Here is a 17687-nt window from a genome sequence, read left to right as displayed (position 1 = left end):
TCGGCGAAAGGCTGGTATTGTTAGGCGTCTCGTTCAGCGTCAAATAGCCATCATCCGAATGGCCGTACCTTTTCAGGATTTAAACTCACAGCATGCAACTTCGCGGCTTCAACAGCACCTCTAACCGGGTCTTCGATTTCATTTGCCTGTGGATTCTTCCCCTCGGCTATCTCCTGCTCCTGTGCGCGCTGTTTTTCCTGCCGGGACGCAGCCTGCACCACAAGCTGTTCTACGGCCTGTTCAGCATTCCGACGCTGATCGCCCTCTGCCTGCGCCCCAGGGAAGCCCGGGAACTGCTGCGCGAGCCGCTGATCGTCGCCCTCCTGCTGTTCGTCGGATGGGCGCTGCTCAGCCTGTGCTGGGGCCCCGCCGATGAACCGGTCGGCGGCATGTTCAAGCCGCCGCTGCACACCGTGCTGCTGTTTGCCGGCTGTTACCTGCTCGTGCGCTACCGCAGCGAGCTGCTGCAGCCGCTGCTGTTCACCGCCGCGCTGATCGCGCTGGCGGCCACGGCCGTGTTCCTGTTCCTGTTCGCCCGCGCCTACGAACCCGGCATGCGCCTGGTCGGTGGCGGGGCGTTCGACAACCCGCTGCTGAGCTCGCACCTGTTCGGCTTCTTCAGCGCCTACTGGCTGGGCATGACCATGATCGCCAAGCGCCGGCAGTTCCTGTGGCTCAGCGTGCCGGCCATGGCGGTGATGTTCATGGCCGTGATCGCGACCGGCTCCAGGACTCCGCTGGTGGCCCTCACGCTGGCGGCGCTGTGGCTGTGCTTCATCTGCTGGAACCGGCGCTCGCTGTTCCTGCTCGGCGCCATGGCCGTCGGCGGCCTCGGGGTGTCCTGGCTGTTCGGCCAGATGCTGATCGAGCGCGGCGACTCCTACCGCCTGGAGATCTGGCAGATGGCCCTGCACAAGATCGCCGAACACCCGTGGATCGGCCATGGCTACAACGCCAGCCTGGCCATCGACCCGGGGGTCGGCTACGACTTCGCCGAGCCCCACAGCTTTACCTTGGGCGTGCTCTATTACGTCGGCATCCTGGGCCTGCTGCCCTGGCTGTTCTTCCAGGTCTGGGGTCTGTACAGCAGCTGGCGCCAGCGTGTGCAGCCGCTGCTGATCCTCGCCTCGGCCCTGCTGGTGTTCGGCATCGGCGCCGGCCTGACGGAAGGCGGCGGCATCATTTCCCGACCGAAGGAACACTGGTTCCTGCTGTGGATTCCCCTGGCGCTGATCGCCGCCCTGTCCATCAACCAGCGGGCCCGGCGCCTGCTGGCGCTGCCGGTGGAGCCGCTGTCGGCGGCCGGACTGCAGCAGATGGCCAGCGATGCCCAGGTGATCGAAGAGGACGGCCTGGGCCCGAAGGTCCTGCGCCTTGGCGACGGCAGTTTCCTGAAGCTGTTCCGCCCGCGCCGCTGGTACACCTCCGGCAGCTTCAACCCCTATTCGGAGCGCTTTGCCGTCAACAGCGAACAGTTGCGCCGGATGGGCATCCCGACCCCGCAAGTGCTCGGCCTCTATCGCCTGGACGACGGCAGCAGCGCCGTGCACTACTCGCCGCTGCCGGGCCACACCCTGCGCCAGGTGCTGCAGGGCATCACCGCCCCGGCGGTGCGTCAGGCACTGGTGGAGCGCTTCGGCCGGTTCATGGCGCAACTGCATGAGCAGGGCGTGTACTTCCGCTCGCTGCACCTGGGCAACGTGCTGGTGCTCGAGGACGGCGAGTTCGGCCTGATCGACCTGGCCGACCTGCGCATCTACCCGTCCGCGCTCGGCCTGTCGCTGCGTCAGCGCAACCTGCGCCACATGCAACGCTACACCGTCGACAAGCGCTGGCTGTTCGAAGACCATCTCGACGCGCTGCTTCAGGGCTATGCCATGACCGCGTCGCAATCCGCTGTGGATAACCTGCACAGGCAAGTGCTGGCCAGCAACGCTCCGGCCCGGGTTCACTGATGAACGAAACCAATCCCCTCATCGCGTTGGCCGCCTATGCGCTGGCCATCGCCAGCGCCGCCCTGCTGCTGCGGGCGGTCCCGACCATCACCCGGCACCTGCAGCACGCCGGAGAGAGCCGTTTCGCCAGCATCGACGGGCTGCGCGGCTACCTGGCGTTCGGCGTGTTCGTGCACCACTCGATCATCACCTGGATATTCCTGCGCACCGGGGTGATCGACTTTCCGCCGAACAACCTCTACGCCATGCTCGGCCAGGGCAGCGTCGCCCTGTTCTTCATGATCACCGGGTTCCTGTTCTGGGACCGGCTGCTGACCCACGGCCGCCGGCACGACTGGCTGGCGTTCGGGATCTCGCGGGTGTTCCGGCTGTATCCGCTGTACCTACCCCTGATGCTGCTGGTGTTCGTCACGGTGTTCCACCTGCAGGGCTGGGAACTGAAGGAGCCGGGCAGCCAACTGGCCCGGCAGGTGCTGGCCTGGCTGACGTTCGACCGGCCCGACATCAACCGCTACCCGCAGACCGGCATGCTGATCTCCAACGTGACCTGGACGCTGGCCTATGAAGTGTTCTTCTACCTGGCGCTGCCGCTGGCCGGCATGGTGTTCATCTACCGCGGCAGCTGGCGGCAGGTCTTGCTGTGCCTGATCGGCATCTACGCGCTGTATCAGGCGGTGGGCTGGGAGCACTCGCTGAAGAAGCATTTCCTGGCCAGTTTCCTCGGCGGGATCGCGGCGGCCTATTGGATCCGCCGGCCGCAGCTGGTCGCCTGGAGCCGGACACGCACGGCCGGCATCGTCGCCCTGCTGGCCCTGGCGATCGCCTTCACGGCGTTCAACCGGGCGTTCAAGGCGCCGCCGCTGCTTCTGCTGGGGCTGTTCTTCGTGATCGTGGCGTCGGGCAATTCGCTGTTCGGCGCACTCAAGCCGCGCAGCATCCGCTGGATGGGCGAAATCAGCTACAGCACCTACCTGCTGCACGGTTTCGTGCTCTGGGCCATGGTGCAGCGCCTGCCGCTGTGGCTGCAGGTCGATGCACGGGACGCGTGGGTCTACCTGCCGCTGCTGGCGGTGTGCACCTGCCTGCTGATCCTCATCAGCAGCCTGACCTTCCTGTACATCGAGCGGCCGGGGATGGCCCTCGGCAAGACGCTGCTGAACCGGCTGCGCCAGCGCAAGGAAAGCCAGAAACGCCTGGCCCAGAAGGTCGCCCGCTGAAGCCGGGCGCCCTTCCCGGGGGTGGGCTCAATCCTTTTCCAGCGGCGAAAACAGCAAGCGGCCCAGGCCGCGCCAGGTTTTCTTGTTCCAGGCCTTGAACGGGATCTGCGCCAGCAGTTCCCGCGCCAGCTTGCGGTCGCGGTTGGCGGTCTTGAGGAACATCGAGTTGAGCGACTTGAAGCGCACCTCGTCGTACAGCGGATGGTCGCTGAACAACGCGTAGGTGCGCAGGATGTTGTCGATCATGAACCGGTGGTTCTTGTAGGAGTTGGTGGCGTGCTTGCGGTAGCGCGCCATCACCACGTTCAGGCCGTCGATGAAGTAGCCGGCGCGGGTGACCTTCAGTTCGATCAGCAGGTCCTCCAGCCGGATCGTCGGGTCGAAGCCGCCGACCTTCTCCAGCGCTTCGCGGCGGATCATCAGGGTCGGCGCCGGCGGATACGGCTTGCGCTCCAGGAACATGTCATCGAAGTCCAGGCGGCGGAACGGCACGTCGCGGCGCTGGCGCTTTTCCGGGTACAGGTTGCCGTCGGCGTCGATCAGTTCGATGTTGCCGGCGCAGATGCCCACCTCCGGCTTGCCGTCCATGTACGCGACCTGGGTGGCGATCCGGTCCGGGTACATGATGTCGTCGGAACCGAAAGGCACGATCAGGCTGCCCTTGGCCCGGGCGATGGCGCCGTTGAGCGTGTTGGTCAGCCCCTGGTTCTGCTGCACGCGGAAGTCGAAGCCATGCTGGGCCTGCAAGGCGCCGATGCGCTGGGCGCTGTCGTCCTTGGAGCCGTCGTCGACCACCAGCAGCTCGATGTTCGGGTAGGTCTGGTTGATGACGCTGAGGATGCTTTCTTCGATGTACGGGCCGTGGTTGTACGACGCGATGATGACGGTGACGAGGGGTTGCGCGTCGCTCATGGCTGTTCCTTGCGGGCCTGTTCCAGGCCGGAGTCGATCAGGTTCAGGTATTCCTGGCGGAACACCTCGATGTCGTGCTGTTCCTGCAGATAGCGGTAAGCCTGCGCGCCCTTGGCCTTGAGTTCCTCGTCCGACAGGCCGAGGTAGGCGTCCAGCGCCGCGGTCAGGCCCGACACGTCCTTGGGCGCGACCGCCAGGCCGCCGGCGCCTTCGATCAGCGGCAGCATGGCCGGCACGTTCGAGGCGATCACCGGCAGATGCCCGCTCATGCCTTCCAGCAGGGCCAGGCCCAGGCCTTCGGCCAGCGACGGCATGGTCCAGATGTCGAAGGCGCGAACGTACTGCAGGGCGTTTTCCTTGAAGCCGAGCAGGTGCGCGCGGCCGGTCAGGCCCAGTTGCGCGATCTCCTCGGCCAGCGGCGCCTGCAGGCGGCCGGCGCCGATGATCGCCAGTTGCGTGTTCGGGTACTTGTCTTTCAGCGCGGCAAAGGCCTGCAACAGGTAGGTGTGGCCCTTGACCGACACCAGCCGCCCCAGGGCACCGACCAGACGCACGTCCGGGTCGATCCCCAGCAGCTCGCGGGCACGCTCGCGGCTGTGCTGCAGGCCTTCGGCCTGCTCGATGTCGATGGCGTTGGTGATGGCCCAGGTGTTGGCGTCGGTGAAGCCGCAGGCGCAGTCCAACAGGTACTGCTTGACCGCCGGCGACACGCCGACGAAGCGCCAGTGCCGGTCGATCAGGCGCTGGGTCTGGCGTCGCCGGTAGAAGCGGTCGTATTCACCGAAGCCATGGGAGATGCCGATGCACAGCGGCACCTTCAGCCAGCGGTTGAGGGCCAGCATCATGTTCACCGGCTTGAAGCGGTTGCAGATCACCACGTCGAACTTTTCCCGGCGGCAGAACTTGTACAACTGCCACATCGCCCGCAGGCGCATGCCCTTGAGGGACTTGTCGGAAAACTCGAAGTACACCGAACGGTCGGCGCGGCTCACCGGCTCGCCCGAACCGGGCTTGCCGCGCAGGAACGCGGCGGTCACCTCATAGCGGTCCTTGGGCAGGGCCTTGACGATCTGCTCCGCGAGGTCGGCAAAATCATGGGCCTTGACGTTGTAGTCCGGCTGCAGCTGCAGCACCTTTGAACGTTGACTCATACCTCTCCCCGCTGGACGCCTGTCTCACCTGGGCGGACCTGCCAGAACAACTCCTGGCGCCGCACCGCTTTTCTGAAGAATTCGTTTTCGCCGTACACCGACGGCTTCCGGCCCGCCAGCAGCCGCTGGAGGCAACGGCGCAGGCGCCGCTTGAACGGGGCCGGCGGCTGCAGGTCGTGCATCATGCCCAGCGCCATGGCCTTGTCGCGCTGCTGCGCGAGCGACAGCGGCAGGCACAGCGGCTGCATCGCCACCGTCGCGTCGAACGCAGGCGGCAGCGCGATGCCCTGGCCGTTGTCGCCCATCGGCCAGCGGTCGTTGTCGTGCAGATGGTTGGCGTAGCCGAGCAGCGTCGGCTGCCAGTCCAGGCCCTCCAGCACCTGCATCACCGCCTGCTGCGAGCAGAGGTGGTCGGGGTGCGGATCGAGGGTCGGGTGCGGCAGCACAATCACGTCGGGACGCGCCCGCAGCAGCACTTCGCGCAGGTCCGCCAGCAGGTTGTTCCAGGTCGGCGCGCCGTCGGCATCGCCAGGCAGCGTGAACGGATTCAAGCGGCGGAACAGCCGGGTGTCGTTGAGGTCGGCCTCCCGCGAGCCCACCGGCCGATCCGGCGCGGCCTGCATCGCCGCCAGTTGCAGGCAGAAGTAGCCGAGCTGCACACAATGCGCCTGCGGCACGCCGGCCCAACGCGGCACGGCCAGGCTGTCCCAGGCACGCAGACGGCCCTTGAGCCGCGCCGCCTCGACCTTGTCCAGGCCCATCTGCCGGTAGTGATCGGCTTCGATCTCACCGGCGGTCAGCGTCACGATCCACGCTTCGTCGGCCTGGCTGTACAGCCCGTAGGCCGCCAGTTCGGCGTCGTCGGCGTGCGGCGCAATCACCATCACCCGCTGACGGCGGTAGTCCGGCTGCTCCAGCGCCCACAGCAGCGGCTCGCCGGACACCCGGCAAAAACGTCCGCGCAGGCGCAGCCGGCCTTGGGAAAGCGCCTGGGCCTGGCCGCTCAGGTTGAGGTAGCGCAGGCCGTTGACGCCCCGCTCGAAGGTCTGCGCATCCGGGTCGTCGCCGCCGAGCAACTCGACCCGCGGATCGAGAAAACGCCCCAGCCAGGTGCTCTTGACCTTCACGGCGAGGATCAGGGTGGCGTCGTCCACCAGCATCACGCCGTCATCCAGACGCAGTTGCCCACCGTTGAGGTGCACCTTGGGCTGCGGGGTGAACGGCGGGAAGCTGTAGCGATAGTCGTCCTTCGGCGAATAGAACAGGTGATCGGCGAACCAGGCCTCGTGGGCGATCCAGCCGAGCACCGCGAGCAGCGGCGGCAACCACCACGCCACCGCGAAGCCCAACACAGCCAGGACGATCAAGGCGACCAGCAGGCCGATGCGCTTGTTGCGCCGGTGACGCTTGAGCAGTTGCTGTTTGCGGTTCATGGGCGCACTCATACGGTGAACACCGGCACAGGATTGCACCAGCGGTCCTTGTATTCACGGTCGGCGCGACCGAAGGAGAAGCGCAGCGGCTTGCCCAGCGCCCGGGCGTCTTCCCAGGCGCTCTGGGTGTTGAGGAAGCTCAGCACGCTGCCTGGGCTGAATTCGCGGGTTTCCGGATCGACGCCGCCGTTGATGTATTCGACGCTGATCCATTGCGGTGCTTCGACGCGGTACACCAACTGGATGGCGATCGGCGCATCGTTGAGGAAGATCACCGAACCGATCAGCAACTCGCGCAACAGCTCGATCACCTCGGCCATCCGCGCCGCGCCGGTGGCCGGGAAGCCCCAACGGCGCTGGAACAGGTCGCAGTAGATCGCCGCCAGCTCGCTGCTGGAGAACCCGCCCACCGGCCGCACCACGCCGCCCGCCTCTTCCAGCAGGCGCAGTTCGCGGCGCTGGTTGTAGCGGAATTTCTTCGACAGTTCTTCCGGGGTGCGGGCCATGGCCAGCTGTTCGGCCTGCGGCTTGAGGCCGCTGAAGCGGGTTTCGTTGAGCGCCGACAGGTAGCGGCCGCGATGGCGCAGCGGCGCTTGGGCGTCGGGCGCCGCCGGCAGGATCAGCTCGGCGTTGCCGAGGTCGAACAGGCCCTTCTTGCCGCTGCGCTTGAGCACGTCCTTGGACAGCGCCAGATCGCGGCCCCAGGTCGGGATCGCGGCCTTGATCTCGCCGTGCTGCTCCCAGGCCAGGTAACGCACCGGGATCCCGGCCAGGGCCGCCAGACGTTCGACCACCATCGGGTGGGTCGCGACGCTGCCGCCGAAACGCTGCCAGGCCTGTGCATAAGTGGAGGCGTCGACGGGCGACCAGCCACGTTCGCGCCAGCCTTGAAAACGATTGAGCATCAGCCCCTCGGTGCCAGATCGGTGACTTGCGGCAAGCGCCAGAACGTGTCGCGCACCGCACGGTCGCTGAAGCGCTCGCGCAGCCGGTCGAACATCAGTTCGGCGCACTGGCGGCGCTGCTGTTCGTCCATGCCTGCCAGGTGCTGCAGGCCCTGGGCCAGGTGTTCGGCATCGCCGAGCGGGAACAGGATCCCCACGCCTTCGACCACTTCCTTCGCCCCGCCGCAGGCGGTCGCCAGCAACGGCACGCCGGCGGCCATGGCCTCCAGCAGCACCATGCCGAACGGCTCGTGGTCGGAGCTCAAGGCAAACACATCGAAGGCGCGGAAGTAGTTGCGCGCCTCCGGCACCTGGCCGAGAAACAGCACCCGGTCGCCGATGCCCAGTTCCCGGGCGAGGGCCTTGAGGCTGTCCTCAAGTCGCCCCTTGCCGAGAATCACCAGTTGACTGTTGGCCGGCAGCCCCGGCAACGCCGCGGCGAAACCGCGCAACAGGGTGGCCTGGTCCTTGTCCGGGTGCAGGCGGCCGACGTTGCCGACGATCCAGGCATCCGCCGTCAGCCCCAGGGTTTCCCGGGCTTCGCGGGCGGAGACCTGACGGGTCTGCAACGCACCCACATCGATGCGGTTGTAGAGGGTCTGGATCCGGGTCGCCGGCCATTTCGGCAGGCAGCGCCGCATGTCGTCGCGCACCGCATCCGACACGCCGAGCAGGCTCAGGCGCTTGCGGAAGATGTGGGCGAACAGTTTGCGCGAACCGCGCTTGTAGTCGCCGAACGCGTGGTGCACGCCGATCACCGGCAGCGACGTGCCGAGCAAGGCGATGTAGATCGGCTTGAAGCGATGGGCGATGCAGAAACTGAAGTTGCGCGAAGCGGCGATCTTGCGCAGATCGCCGATGGCGCCCAGCTTCAGGCCACGGATGGCCTTGGAGCTGTATTCCATGAACAGCACTTCGTCGGAAGCGCAGGCCGCGGCCACCTCGCTGTCGGCGGCCCCGGTCAGGAAGACCGTGGTCACCCGGTAGCCGGTGCCCGCGAACAGGCTGGCGTACTGCCGCGCGCAGTCCAGGAACGGCCCGTCATAGCCGTGGCAGAACTGCAGCACATGGCGTTCAGCCGAGCGTGTCATAAGCGTTTGCGCCTTCTTTGACCACCAGAATGTCTTCCATGATCAGGTACTGCAGATCAGAACCGAAGAACATGTTCAGCGCGTCGGTCGGCGAGCAGATCATCGGCTCGCCGCGGCGGTTGAGCGAGGTGTTCAGCGACACGCCGTTGCCGGTCAGGTTCTCCAGCGCCTTCATCATGTCGTAGTAGCGCGGGTTGTATTCGCGCTTGAGCACCTGGGCACGGGAGGTGCCGTCTTCGTGGACGACTTCCGGCACGCGGGTCTTCCACTCTTCCGCCACTTCGAAGGTGAAGGTCATGAACGGCGCCGGGTGGTCGATCTTGATCATCTGCGGCGCGACGGTGTCGAGCATCGACGGGCAGAAAGGCCTCCAGCGCTCGCGGAACTTGATCTGGTGGTTGATCCGGTCGGCCACGCCCTCGACGCTCGGGCAGCCGATGATCGAACGCCCGCCCAACGCGCGAGGACCGAACTCCATGCGGCCCTGGAACCAGGCCACCGGGTTGCCGTCGACCATGATCTTGGCGATCTGCTCGGGCATGTTGTCCAGCTTGCGCCAGACCGGCTTGTTCTCGTGACGGGCGCACGCGGCGATCACGTCTTCGTTGCTGTACGACGGGCCGAGGTAGACGTGCTCCATCTTCTCGACCGGCACGCCGCGGGCGTGGGACACATAGGCCGCCGCGCCGACCGCGGTGCCGGCGTCGCCGGAGGCCGGCTGCACGAACAGCTCCTTGATGTCGTCGCGGGCGATGATCTTCTGGTTGAGCTTGACGTTCAGGGCGCAGCCGCCGGCGAAGGCCAGCTTGCCGGTTTCCTTGAGCACGTCGCCCAGGTAATGGTCGATCATCTGCAGGGCCAGCTTCTCGAACAGCGCCTGCATGCTCGCCGCGTAGTGGATGTACGGCTCGTCGGCGATGTCGCCTTCGCGTTTCGGGCCGAGCCATTCGATCAGCTTCGGCGAGAAGTAGAAGCCCTTGCCCTTCTCTTTGTAGCGGCGCAGGCCGATGACGTTGGCGTAGTCGGTGTTGATCACCAGCTCGCCGTTCTCGAACGAGGCCAGGCGCGAGAAGTCATACTTGCTGGCATCGCCGTACGGCGCCATGCCCATGACCTTGAACTCGCCGTCGAGCATTTCGAAGCCGAGGAACTCGGTGATCGCGCCGTACAGGCCGCCGAGGGAGTCCGGATCGAAGAATTCCTTGATCTTGTGGATCTTGCCGTTTTCGCCGTAGCCGAAGAAGGTCGTGGCGTATTCGCCCTTGCCGTCGATGCCCAGGATCGCGGTCTTCTCCTTGAAGCCCGAGCAGTGGTAGGCGCTGGAGGCGTGGGCCAGGTGGTGCTCGACCGGCTCGATCTTGATCTTCTTCGGATCGAAGCCCAGTTGCTCCAGGCACCAGACGATCTTCTTGCGGTAGCGCTTGTAGCGGCGGTTGCCCATCAGGATCGCGTCGAGGGCGCGGTCCGGGGCGTACCAGTAACGCTTGGCGTAGTGCCAGCGGGCCTTGCCGAACAGGCTGATCGGGGCGAACGGGATCGCCACCACGTCAACGTCGGACGGCTTGATGCCGGCCTGTTCCAGGCAGAACTTCGCCGATTCGTAGGGCATGCGGTTCTTTGCATGTTTATCGCGCACGAAGCGCTCTTCTTCAGCCGCCGCCACCAGCTTGCCGTCGATGTACAAGGCTGCGGAAGGATCATGGCTAAGGGCGCCGGACAGGCCAAGAATCGTCAATGCCACAGGGGTCTAGCCTCTTTAGTCTGCATGCAGGCGCGGTGCGCCTTGAAAAGATGATGTGCCCTCGCACCGGGCGAGAGACAGCTAAAGGGCGGGATTATAGCTTAAAAGCACCGACAAACCTCTAGCGGGAACTGGCCGGAAGCTGCGTTGACATGCCGCATCCCCCGCCATAGACTCAGGCGCAAATGGACTGGGAGATCCCGGTCGGCGTTAATGCCTCGGTGAGATCACCGGGGCTTTTCGCTTTCTGGAGACGGGAAAAGCTTCAGCCCCCAGTTTTCGAAACCCTCTCCAACTTTGTTCCGACCACCGCTGCAATAGAACTTGCGTTTGAGCACATCGAAAGCTCGATTCTCTTGCCCCGCCCTCAGTACGCTCATGCCAATGGGCCTCGCAACAAGGTCAGCCAGTTGCAATCCCGTGGAGTTCACCTGCTTGGTGGCAAACACGATGTCAAACGGCAGTTGAATGCCCAATCGGTTCGCACCACTGCACATCCTGCGAAACTCCAGCTCAAGCTCGTTATCCTCTCGCCTCCCCCGGCGCTCGAAAATCACATGCGTCAGTGCCTGCTGCTGATTCTTCTCCTGCAAAAACTCATAGAGCGTTTCCAGACAAAAACCGAGAGCAAGGTGATACGGGTTGTGGCCCAGGCCTTGTTTTTCACGAAGTGAAGCTTTGTCTATCACACAACTGATCAGAACGAAGTTGCTGGCCTCAATGATGCAGGTCAGTTCCTCAAGAAAAGCATTCTTGTGCTCCCTGGATACGAACAGACCGGAGAACGCTCCTTTTTCTTTACGGATTTCGAGCTCATGCAGACCAATCAAATCGTGCCCCATATGGGTGAACTCGAACTTCTGCAGGGCCGGAATGACTTTCTCGCAATAATGCTTTTTATGAAAGGCGCAAAACGCGAGCACAAAGACTGGATAGTTGCGATCCAGAGTCTGCATCCCATGATCACCGCTCTCATCGACATAAACGATGAAATCGCCGTACTGACAGGCCGAGGGCAATGGAATCACCTAAGGCTTGTTCGCCAGCAAATATGGTTTTCGCAGTCCTTGGACTGGCAATAGATCGCGCAGGGCAGCAGCATCGCGCAGAGGGCGCCGGACATCGACAGATTGACCAGCGGTCACAACCATTTTGATCTTCAAGATTTGCCCTCCAGAAACATCGGGGCAAACTAGCATCGGGGCTTTACGGGGGGCAGCTCATCGCTTCTGACAAGGCCGTAGGACAAGTCACTAGGATTTGTCACCACATGCCTTGCCCGATTCCATTGCAGAAATTTCTTACGTGCGTACGAACAATCACGCAGCGCCCAATACATCCTTAGGCAACCGCTGATCAATCACCCGGTGCAACGCACTGCCCTCAGGCCAGTTGCGCATGAACCGTGCGCGGTCGCGCGCGTAGGCCGGCGCGAAGCGGCTGGCCGATCCGTGCTGGCACATCGAGTCCAGGTCGATCAGCGCCCAACGGTCGCCCTGCCAGAACAGGTTGTGGCCCTTGAAGTCGCCGTGGCTGATGCGCTCGGCGATCAGTTGCGCAAACAGCAGGTCCAGCGCCTTCAGCTCCGGCTCCGGGGCCTCGCCGCTTTCGACGTACGGCGCGAAGCGCTCGATGATGTCCGGCCCCGCCAAGTACTCGGTGATCAGGTAGGCCTTGCGGCGCAGCCAGAAAAACCGCGTTTCCAGCACCGCCAGCGGTTTGGGCGTGGCGATGCCGAGGAACGCCAGGCGATTGCCTTCGCGCCACGAATGCCAGGCCCGGCTCGGCCGCCAGAACCGCTTGAGCCAATGGGCGAAGCCCTTGATGTTGTAGCGTTTGATCACCAGCGTGCGCCCGGCCGCCTCGACCTTGCCGACGCTGGCCGCGCCGCCGGTCTTGTACAGGTGGCCACGGTCGAGCAAGGCATCGGCCTGCTCCAGCACCGGCAGCATCGCCGGCTCTTCTTCGCGGCGCACCGCGCGCAGGCCGAACGCGCCGCGCACCACACTGAACAGCGTGCAGTCGCGGCCGACCTTGGTCAGGTAGTCCTTCAGGCGCCAGGCGCGCACCTTGTCGATCTGCTTCTGCAAGGCCTCCAGCGGCAGCGCGTGCTCGCTGTTGCCCAGCAGGTAATACACCAGCAATTCTTCGGTGAACGGCGCCAGCGACGGGGGCAACTGGGCGAAGAACACACCGAGGTTCTCCAGCACTTTCTGGCGCGACAGCGGCTGGCCGACGTTTTCGGCACGGATGCCGGCGCCGTCGATCAGGTACAGCTGCCCGCCATGGCGCAACAGGTTGTCCAGGTGCAGGTCTTCCTGCCACAGGCCTTTGCCGTGCAACTGCGCGATGGCGCCGAGCGCCTCGGCCAGCACCGCCGACTGTTCGTCCGCCAACACCGGCAGCGACTCGACCTGGCGCCACGCATCGCCCAGGCTTTCGGCGCCTTCGAGGAACTCGAACAGCAGCCAGCCGCCCTCACCGTCCTTCAGGCCGTCGGCCAGCAGCAACGGCGTGGTCATGCCTTGGGCCGCGAGCAGTTTCACGCCATCCAGCTCACGCTGAAAATGCCGCGCCGCCTTGCCGCCCACCAGCAGCTTGGCCAGCACCGGCCGGCCGCGCCACACGCCGGCGCCGACATAACGCTGCCCCGGCAGCACCCGCAGCAGGCTGAGCAGCTGCAGGTCCGCCGGCCCCGCCGCATCGGCCAGCGACACGGTCAACGGCAGCGGCGGCGTACGTCCGGCATCCTTGAGTTCAGACAACTGCATCAGCGGGTCTCCTTGCGGCTGCGCCGTGCGGTCAGGCGCGTGACCCAGCTGTCGACCAGCGATGCGTCGGCCGGCTGGTCGAGATAGGCGGCCAGCAATTCGCGCAACTGCGCCTCGTTCCATTCCGGCGCGCGGCGCAGCAAGGGCTCCAGGTCCTTGACCCGGTCACGCAGGCCGAACAGCAAGGGACGGGTCTTCTCAAGGTCAATCAGTTGCGCCTGATACGCAGCGCCGTCGGCCTTGAGGAAAATGTGCTTGGGATAGAAACAGCCGTGCACCTGGCGCCTGCCGTGCAGGTGACGGGCCAGTTGGCCGCAGGCCTTGAGGATGGCCGACTGCTGCGCCGCGCCCAGATCCGACCAGCGCTGCAGCAGCGAATCGAGGTCGTCCCAGCCGTCGAGGGCGCGGGTCAGCAGGATCGCACGGACTTCGCCGTTGACCTTGCGCGCGCCGAAGAACGCCGCCTGCAACGCCGGGATGCCGAGCTGGCGGTACCGGCTGATGTTGCGGAACTCACGGGCGAACGTCGGCTCGCCGAACGGCGCGTGCAACGTGCGGGTCAGGTAGTCGCTCTGGCGCTTGAGGTAGTAGCCGCAGCCTTCGAGCTCCAGCCTGTACACACTGCTCCAGCCGCCGCCGTCGGTGTTCGGCTCGTCCACCGCGTCGAGCTGCTTGGCCCACAGCGCCTCGAAGGTGCCGAGGCCGTGGCGCTCCAGCAGCGCACGGTCTTCAGCGGCCAGGAAATCAGTCATTCGCGTCCCTCGAAAAATCTCACCACGTGACGGATCCGCTTCTTGTCGGCGGCATTGAGCCGGTCACGCTGACGGTATTGCAGGTAGAAGCGCAGGCGCTGGGTGTTCGACAGGTGATACTTGGCCACCTTGTCGAGGCAGGCCAGGTCCTTGGTGATCCGGTACTTGAGCCAGAAGCCGCGCCAGAAGTCGCCGTTGGGGCAGTCGATCAGGAACAGCTGCGCCTGGTCGTCGATCAAAAGGTTGCGCCACTTCAGGTCGTTGTGGGTGAAGCGGTGGTCGTGCATCGTGCGGGTGTACACCGCCAGTTGCCGGCTGATGCCGTCGACCCAGGCGCGGTCCTTGAGCTTGGGATCGTTGCGCTCGGCGAGCGCCGAAAGGTCTTCGGTGCGCGGCAGCTCGCGGGTGATCATCGCGCCGCGGGCATAGGCCGCGCCCCGGCGCTCCAGGCCCCAGGCCACCACTTCGGCGGTGGGGATGCCCCACTTGGCGAAGCGCTTGAGGTTCTGCCACTCCATCTTGACCCGCGGCTTGCCGATGTAGCGGCGCAGGCCCTTGCCGGCGCCGGAGTAGCGCTTGACGTAATAGTTGACCCCGTCGCGCTGCACGCGGATGACCTCCGACAGCGGATCGCGGGTCAGGCGCTCGCCCTGAAGGGCGAACACCGCTTCGAGGGAACCGAAGTCTGCGCTGAGGTCGCGGTAAGTCGGCTCAAGGTTCCAACCCGCCATCAGAGCGCATCCCCGTAACGTTGCTTGCGTGCGTAGAGTTTGTTGGCCTTGCCCTCCAGCCAGCTCAGCAGCGACGCCTCTTCGGCGAGGATCCGGCGCAGCGGCTGCTGGAAGTAGCCCTTGAGGAAACGCAGCTTGTCGCGGCGGGTCAGGCCGATGTCCAGCGCGGAGAAGTACAGCGCCGCCAGGTCCTTGTCGCGCCAGCGCCGGGTGATGGCCGGGCGGGTCTGGGCGCGGTGCAGGTCGATCACCGATAGCTTGAGGTCACCGGCGGTGACCGGTCGGTCGGTGTGCAGCAGGAAGTGGCAGATGTAGCAGTCACGGTGGTTCACGCCGGCCCGGTGCATCATGCCGGTCATGCGCGCGACCTCGGCGATCAGCGCGCGCTTGAGCGCAGGCTGCGGCGGCTGCCGGACCCAGTCGATGCTGAAGTCTTCGAGGCTGACGGTCGGCGCCAGCTCCTCGGTGACGATGAACGAATGCTGGCCCGCCGGGTTGCTGCCCTTCTCGCCGTAGGCGACGGCGGTCATGGTCGGCACGCCGACCTGCTGCAGGCGCTGGATGGCTCGCCATTCCTGGCCCGCACCGAGCACCGGCAGCTTGGCGGTGAGCAGGTTCTTGAAGATCTCGCCCCAGCCGATGCCCCGGTGGATCTTGACGAAATAACCGTTGCCGTCGACTTCCGTGCGCAATGTCCGGCGGGCTTCCAGCTCGCGGTAGACCTCGCCCTTGAGCCCTTCGACCTGCGCGAACGCATCGCGGCCGGCCCACAGGCTCTTGAACGGTTCAGCCAGCATCAACTTCATTTAAGCGTGCTCCGCCAGAATCACATCGGCCGCGTGCTGCGGCATGCTGTACAGATCGGCCGTCCCGGCGAACGCCACGCCGTTGCGGCTCCAGGCCGCCCGCGCCGAGGCGTCGCCGAGCATGTCGGCCAGGTAGCGGGTCAGTTGCGCCTGGTCGAACGGCTCGTCCAGCACCCGCCCGGCGTCGGCCTCGGCGATGTAGTGGGCGTAGCCGCAGACCGCGCTGACCAACACCGGCAGGCCGGCCACCAGGGCTTCGAGCAGCACCGTCCCGGTGTTCTCGTTGTACGCCGGGTGGATCAACAGATCCGCGCCCAGCAGGAAACGCGGGATGTCGCTGCGCCCCTTGAGGAACGTCACGTTGTCGCCCAGGCCCAGGGTGGCGCTCTGCATCTGGAACAATTTGGGGTCATCCTGGCCGATTACAAACAGCCGGGTGCGTTTCCTCAGTTCCGCCGGCAGCGCGGCCAGCGCCTTCAGGCTGCGGTCGACGCCCTTGGTCTTGAAGCCGGAGCCGATCTGCACCAGCAGCAGCTCATCATCCTTGAGGTTGAATTCGGCGCGGAAACCGGCGCGGATCTCGTCCGCATCCGCCGGACGCCGACGGTCCTGGGCGATGCCCGGCGGCAGCAGGTGGAAGCGCTCCACCGGCGTGCCGTAATGCTTGATGAACAGCGGCTGCTGCACTTCGGAAATCATCAGCACTTCGGTCTTCGCATCTTTGGCGAACACCGCCCGCTCGTACTCGGCGAAGTGGCGGTAACGGCCCCAGCGGCGGTACAGCGAATGGCGCAGGTTCTGCGCCTTGTCTTCGAAGCAGCCGTCGGCGGCGTAGTAGACGTCCAGCCCCGGCATCTTGTTGAAGCCGATCAGACGGTCCACCGGGCGCTTGGCCAGGTCGGCCTCCATCCAGGCGCTGAGCTTTTCGTTGCGCCGATGGTTGAACAGCGCCTTGACCGGCGCCACCAGCACCTCGAAACCGGGCGGCACGTCGCCTTCCCAGATCAGGGTGTAGACGCGGATCGCATGGCCGCGCTTCTGGCATTCGAGGGCGATGCGCATGAAATCGCGCTGCAGGCCGCCGAACGGGAAATACTTGTACAGGACAAATGCCAATTGCATCAGCGCAGCTCCTCAGCCATCAACAACGTGCTCAGTCGGCTGGCGACACGCTCGGGGTTCACACGCGTGAAGCACAGGGGCGACTCGCGTTTCAGGTCGAATTGACGGGCATCTTCGGCCGTCGGTTGGTAGGTGCATTTCTTCTGCAGGCACGGCGCGCAGGGGAAATCGCTGCCCAGGTGGATCTGCACCTTGCCGTAGGCGCCGGTCAGGCCGGGGTTGGTCGGGCCGAACAGCGACAGGGTCGGCACATCCAGCGCGGCGGCCAGGTGGCCGAGGCCGGTGTCCACCGCCACGCAGGCCTGGGCGCCGGCCAGCACCTTGCCGACACCGGCCAGGTTGAGCTTGGGCAGCACCTCGGCGTGCCTGAAGCCAGCGGCGATACGCTCGGCCCGGGCCTTCTCCACCGGGTTGCCCCACGGCAGCCTCACGCCGACGCCGAGGTAGCCGACCCGCTCGGTCAGCTCGCGCCAGTAGGCTTCCGGCCAGTGCTTGGTGTCCCAGGTGGTGCCGTGCAGGAACACCACGTAGGCGCTCTTGCGCGGCAGCTCGACCAGGCGCTCGACGTTGAGGCCGTAGTCGCCCAGGCCCTTGGGCAGGTCATAGCCCAAGGCGATGGCGAACAACTGGCGCACCCGCTCGACCGCGTGCTGACCGCGGGCCACCGCCAGCTTGCGGTCGTAGAACCGTGCCGCGATCGGCTCGCGGGCCGAGCCCTTGTCCAGGCCCGCCACCGGGGCCTTGACGTAACGGGTCAGCCAGGCGCTCTTGAGCAGGCCCTGGGCGTCGATCACCAGATCGTACTTGGCCGCCCGCACGCTTTGCTTGAAGCGTTTCCACTCGCCGCTCTTGACGGTTTGCCAGAGGTTCTTGCGCCAGCGGCGGATCGCGACCGGAATCACCTTGCCCACGGCCGGGTGCCAGCTCGGGATTTCGGCGAAGCCTTCCTCCACGACCCAGTCGAACTTGATGCCGGGGATCGCCCGGGCCGCGTCGGTCAGCGCCGGCAACGCATGGATCACGTCACCCAGCGACGAAGTCTTGATCAGCAGTACCCGCAA

General features: G+C 65.5%; 15 protein-coding genes. 2 read left to right on the top strand and 13 right to left on the bottom strand.

All coding sequences use genetic code 11. The features are described from left to right. The first annotated feature begins 92 nt into the window (after positions 1-92). Positions 93-1955: a bifunctional O-antigen ligase/aminoglycoside phosphotransferase family protein gene (locus CAG41_RS23045; protein WP_085585285.1), complete on the top strand. Its 1863-nt coding sequence runs from the start codon at positions 93-95 to the stop codon at positions 1953-1955. Then, a complete protein-coding gene (locus tag CAG41_RS23040) occupies positions 1955-3172 on the top strand; it encodes an acyltransferase (RefSeq protein WP_085707510.1) in 1218 nt (405 codons plus the stop codon). Before CAG41_RS23045 ends, CAG41_RS23040 begins: the two co-directional genes overlap by 1 nt. A gap of 27 nt (positions 3173-3199) precedes the next feature. Here CAG41_RS23040 and CAG41_RS23035 read toward each other — a convergent pair whose 3' ends face one another. The 13 genes from CAG41_RS23035 to waaC form a co-directional block, all read right to left on the bottom strand. Then, positions 3200-4084 carry a glycosyltransferase gene (locus CAG41_RS23035; RefSeq protein WP_085585289.1) on the bottom strand — a complete coding sequence of 295 codons (885 nt, stop codon included), beginning with the start codon at positions 4082-4084 and terminating at the stop codon, positions 3200-3202. After that, entirely contained in the window at positions 4081-5235 is a 1155-nt protein-coding gene (locus tag CAG41_RS23030; protein WP_085707509.1) for a glycosyltransferase, read from the bottom strand. Before CAG41_RS23030 ends, CAG41_RS23035 begins: the two co-directional genes overlap by 4 nt. After that, complete coding sequence (locus CAG41_RS23025; protein WP_085640360.1) at positions 5232-6668, bottom strand: PIG-L deacetylase family protein; 1437 nt, start codon at positions 6666-6668, stop codon at positions 5232-5234. The genes CAG41_RS23030 and CAG41_RS23025 overlap by 4 nt, the downstream gene beginning before the upstream one ends. 8 nt (positions 6669-6676) lie before the next feature. Further along, positions 6677-7573 (bottom strand): antimicrobial resistance protein Mig-14, encoded by an 897-nt coding sequence (locus CAG41_RS23020; RefSeq protein WP_085585295.1) that lies wholly within the window; start codon positions 7571-7573, stop codon positions 6677-6679. After that, positions 7573-8703 (bottom strand): glycosyltransferase, encoded by a 1131-nt coding sequence (locus tag CAG41_RS23015; RefSeq protein ID WP_085585297.1) that lies wholly within the window; start codon positions 8701-8703, stop codon positions 7573-7575. The genes CAG41_RS23020 and CAG41_RS23015 overlap by 1 nt, the downstream gene beginning before the upstream one ends. Beyond that, entirely contained in the window at positions 8687-10444 is a 1758-nt protein-coding gene (locus CAG41_RS23010) for a carbamoyltransferase (protein WP_085585299.1), read from the bottom strand. Before CAG41_RS23010 ends, CAG41_RS23015 begins: the two co-directional genes overlap by 17 nt. 227 nt (positions 10445-10671) lie before the next feature. Continuing rightward, positions 10672-11472, bottom strand: coding sequence for a DUF3800 domain-containing protein (locus CAG41_RS23005; protein ID WP_085707508.1), 801 nt, complete (start codon positions 11470-11472; stop codon positions 10672-10674). Positions 11473-11763: 291 nt separating this feature from the next. Then, positions 11764-13215, bottom strand: coding sequence for a lipopolysaccharide kinase InaA family protein (locus CAG41_RS23000; protein ID WP_085585303.1), 1452 nt, complete (start codon positions 13213-13215; stop codon positions 11764-11766). Then, positions 13215-13967 carry a lipopolysaccharide kinase InaA family protein gene (locus CAG41_RS22995; protein ID WP_085585305.1) on the bottom strand — a complete coding sequence of 251 codons (753 nt, stop codon included), beginning with the start codon at positions 13965-13967 and terminating at the stop codon, positions 13215-13217. Before CAG41_RS22995 ends, CAG41_RS23000 begins: the two co-directional genes overlap by 1 nt. Next, the gene (locus CAG41_RS22990; protein ID WP_085585307.1) at positions 13964-14698 is read right to left on the bottom strand and encodes a lipopolysaccharide kinase InaA family protein; all 735 of its coding nucleotides are present in this window, start codon (positions 14696-14698) and stop codon (positions 13964-13966) included. The genes CAG41_RS22995 and CAG41_RS22990 overlap by 4 nt, the downstream gene beginning before the upstream one ends. Further along, a complete protein-coding gene (gene rfaP, locus CAG41_RS22985) occupies positions 14698-15504 on the bottom strand; it encodes a lipopolysaccharide core heptose(I) kinase RfaP (RefSeq protein WP_085585309.1) in 807 nt (268 codons plus the stop codon). The genes CAG41_RS22990 and rfaP overlap by 1 nt, the downstream gene beginning before the upstream one ends. Beyond that, on the bottom strand, positions 15505-16626 hold the full coding sequence (locus tag CAG41_RS22980; RefSeq protein ID WP_085631002.1) for a glycosyltransferase family 4 protein: 1122 nt from the start codon (positions 16624-16626) through the stop codon (positions 15505-15507). Continuing rightward, positions 16626-17687 (bottom strand): lipopolysaccharide heptosyltransferase I, encoded by a 1062-nt coding sequence (waaC, locus tag CAG41_RS22975; RefSeq protein WP_085585313.1) that lies wholly within the window; start codon positions 17685-17687, stop codon positions 16626-16628. Before waaC ends, CAG41_RS22980 begins: the two co-directional genes overlap by 1 nt.

The organism is Pseudomonas sp. B35(2017), assembly GCF_002113645.1.
Classification (GTDB): Bacteria; Pseudomonadota; Gammaproteobacteria; order Pseudomonadales; family Pseudomonadaceae; genus Aquipseudomonas; species Aquipseudomonas ekonensis.
The sequence above is the reverse complement of the archived record's forward strand: the minus strand, read 5'-3'. Positions and strand labels throughout refer to the sequence as shown.

Coding starts and splice junctions, on each gene's coding strand:
- CAG41_RS23045 (WP_085585285.1), top strand. CDS start 93: ATGCAACTTCGCGGCTTCAACAGCACCTCTAACCGGGTCTTCGATTTC.
- CAG41_RS23040 (WP_085707510.1), top strand. CDS start 1,955: ATGAACGAAACCAATCCCCTCATCGCGTTGGCCGCCTATGCGCTGGCC.
- CAG41_RS23035 (WP_085585289.1), bottom strand. CDS start 4,084: ATGAGCGACGCGCAACCCCTCGTCACCGTCATCATCGCGTCGTACAAC.
- CAG41_RS23030 (WP_085707509.1), bottom strand. CDS start 5,235: ATGAGTCAACGTTCAAAGGTGCTGCAGCTGCAGCCGGACTACAACGTC.
- CAG41_RS23025 (WP_085640360.1), bottom strand. CDS start 6,668: ATGAACCGCAAACAGCAACTGCTCAAGCGTCACCGGCGCAACAAGCGC.
- CAG41_RS23020 (WP_085585295.1), bottom strand. CDS start 7,573: ATGCTCAATCGTTTTCAAGGCTGGCGCGAACGTGGCTGGTCGCCCGTC.
- CAG41_RS23015 (WP_085585297.1), bottom strand. CDS start 8,703: ATGACACGCTCGGCTGAACGCCATGTGCTGCAGTTCTGCCACGGCTAT.
- CAG41_RS23000 (WP_085585303.1), bottom strand. CDS start 13,215: ATGCAGTTGTCTGAACTCAAGGATGCCGGACGTACGCCGCCGCTGCCG.
- CAG41_RS22995 (WP_085585305.1), bottom strand. CDS start 13,967: ATGACTGATTTCCTGGCCGCTGAAGACCGTGCGCTGCTGGAGCGCCAC.
- CAG41_RS22990 (WP_085585307.1), bottom strand. CDS start 14,698: ATGGCGGGTTGGAACCTTGAGCCGACTTACCGCGACCTCAGCGCAGAC.
- rfaP (WP_085585309.1), bottom strand. CDS start 15,504: ATGAAGTTGATGCTGGCTGAACCGTTCAAGAGCCTGTGGGCCGGCCGC.
- CAG41_RS22980 (WP_085631002.1), bottom strand. CDS start 16,626: ATGCAATTGGCATTTGTCCTGTACAAGTATTTCCCGTTCGGCGGCCTG.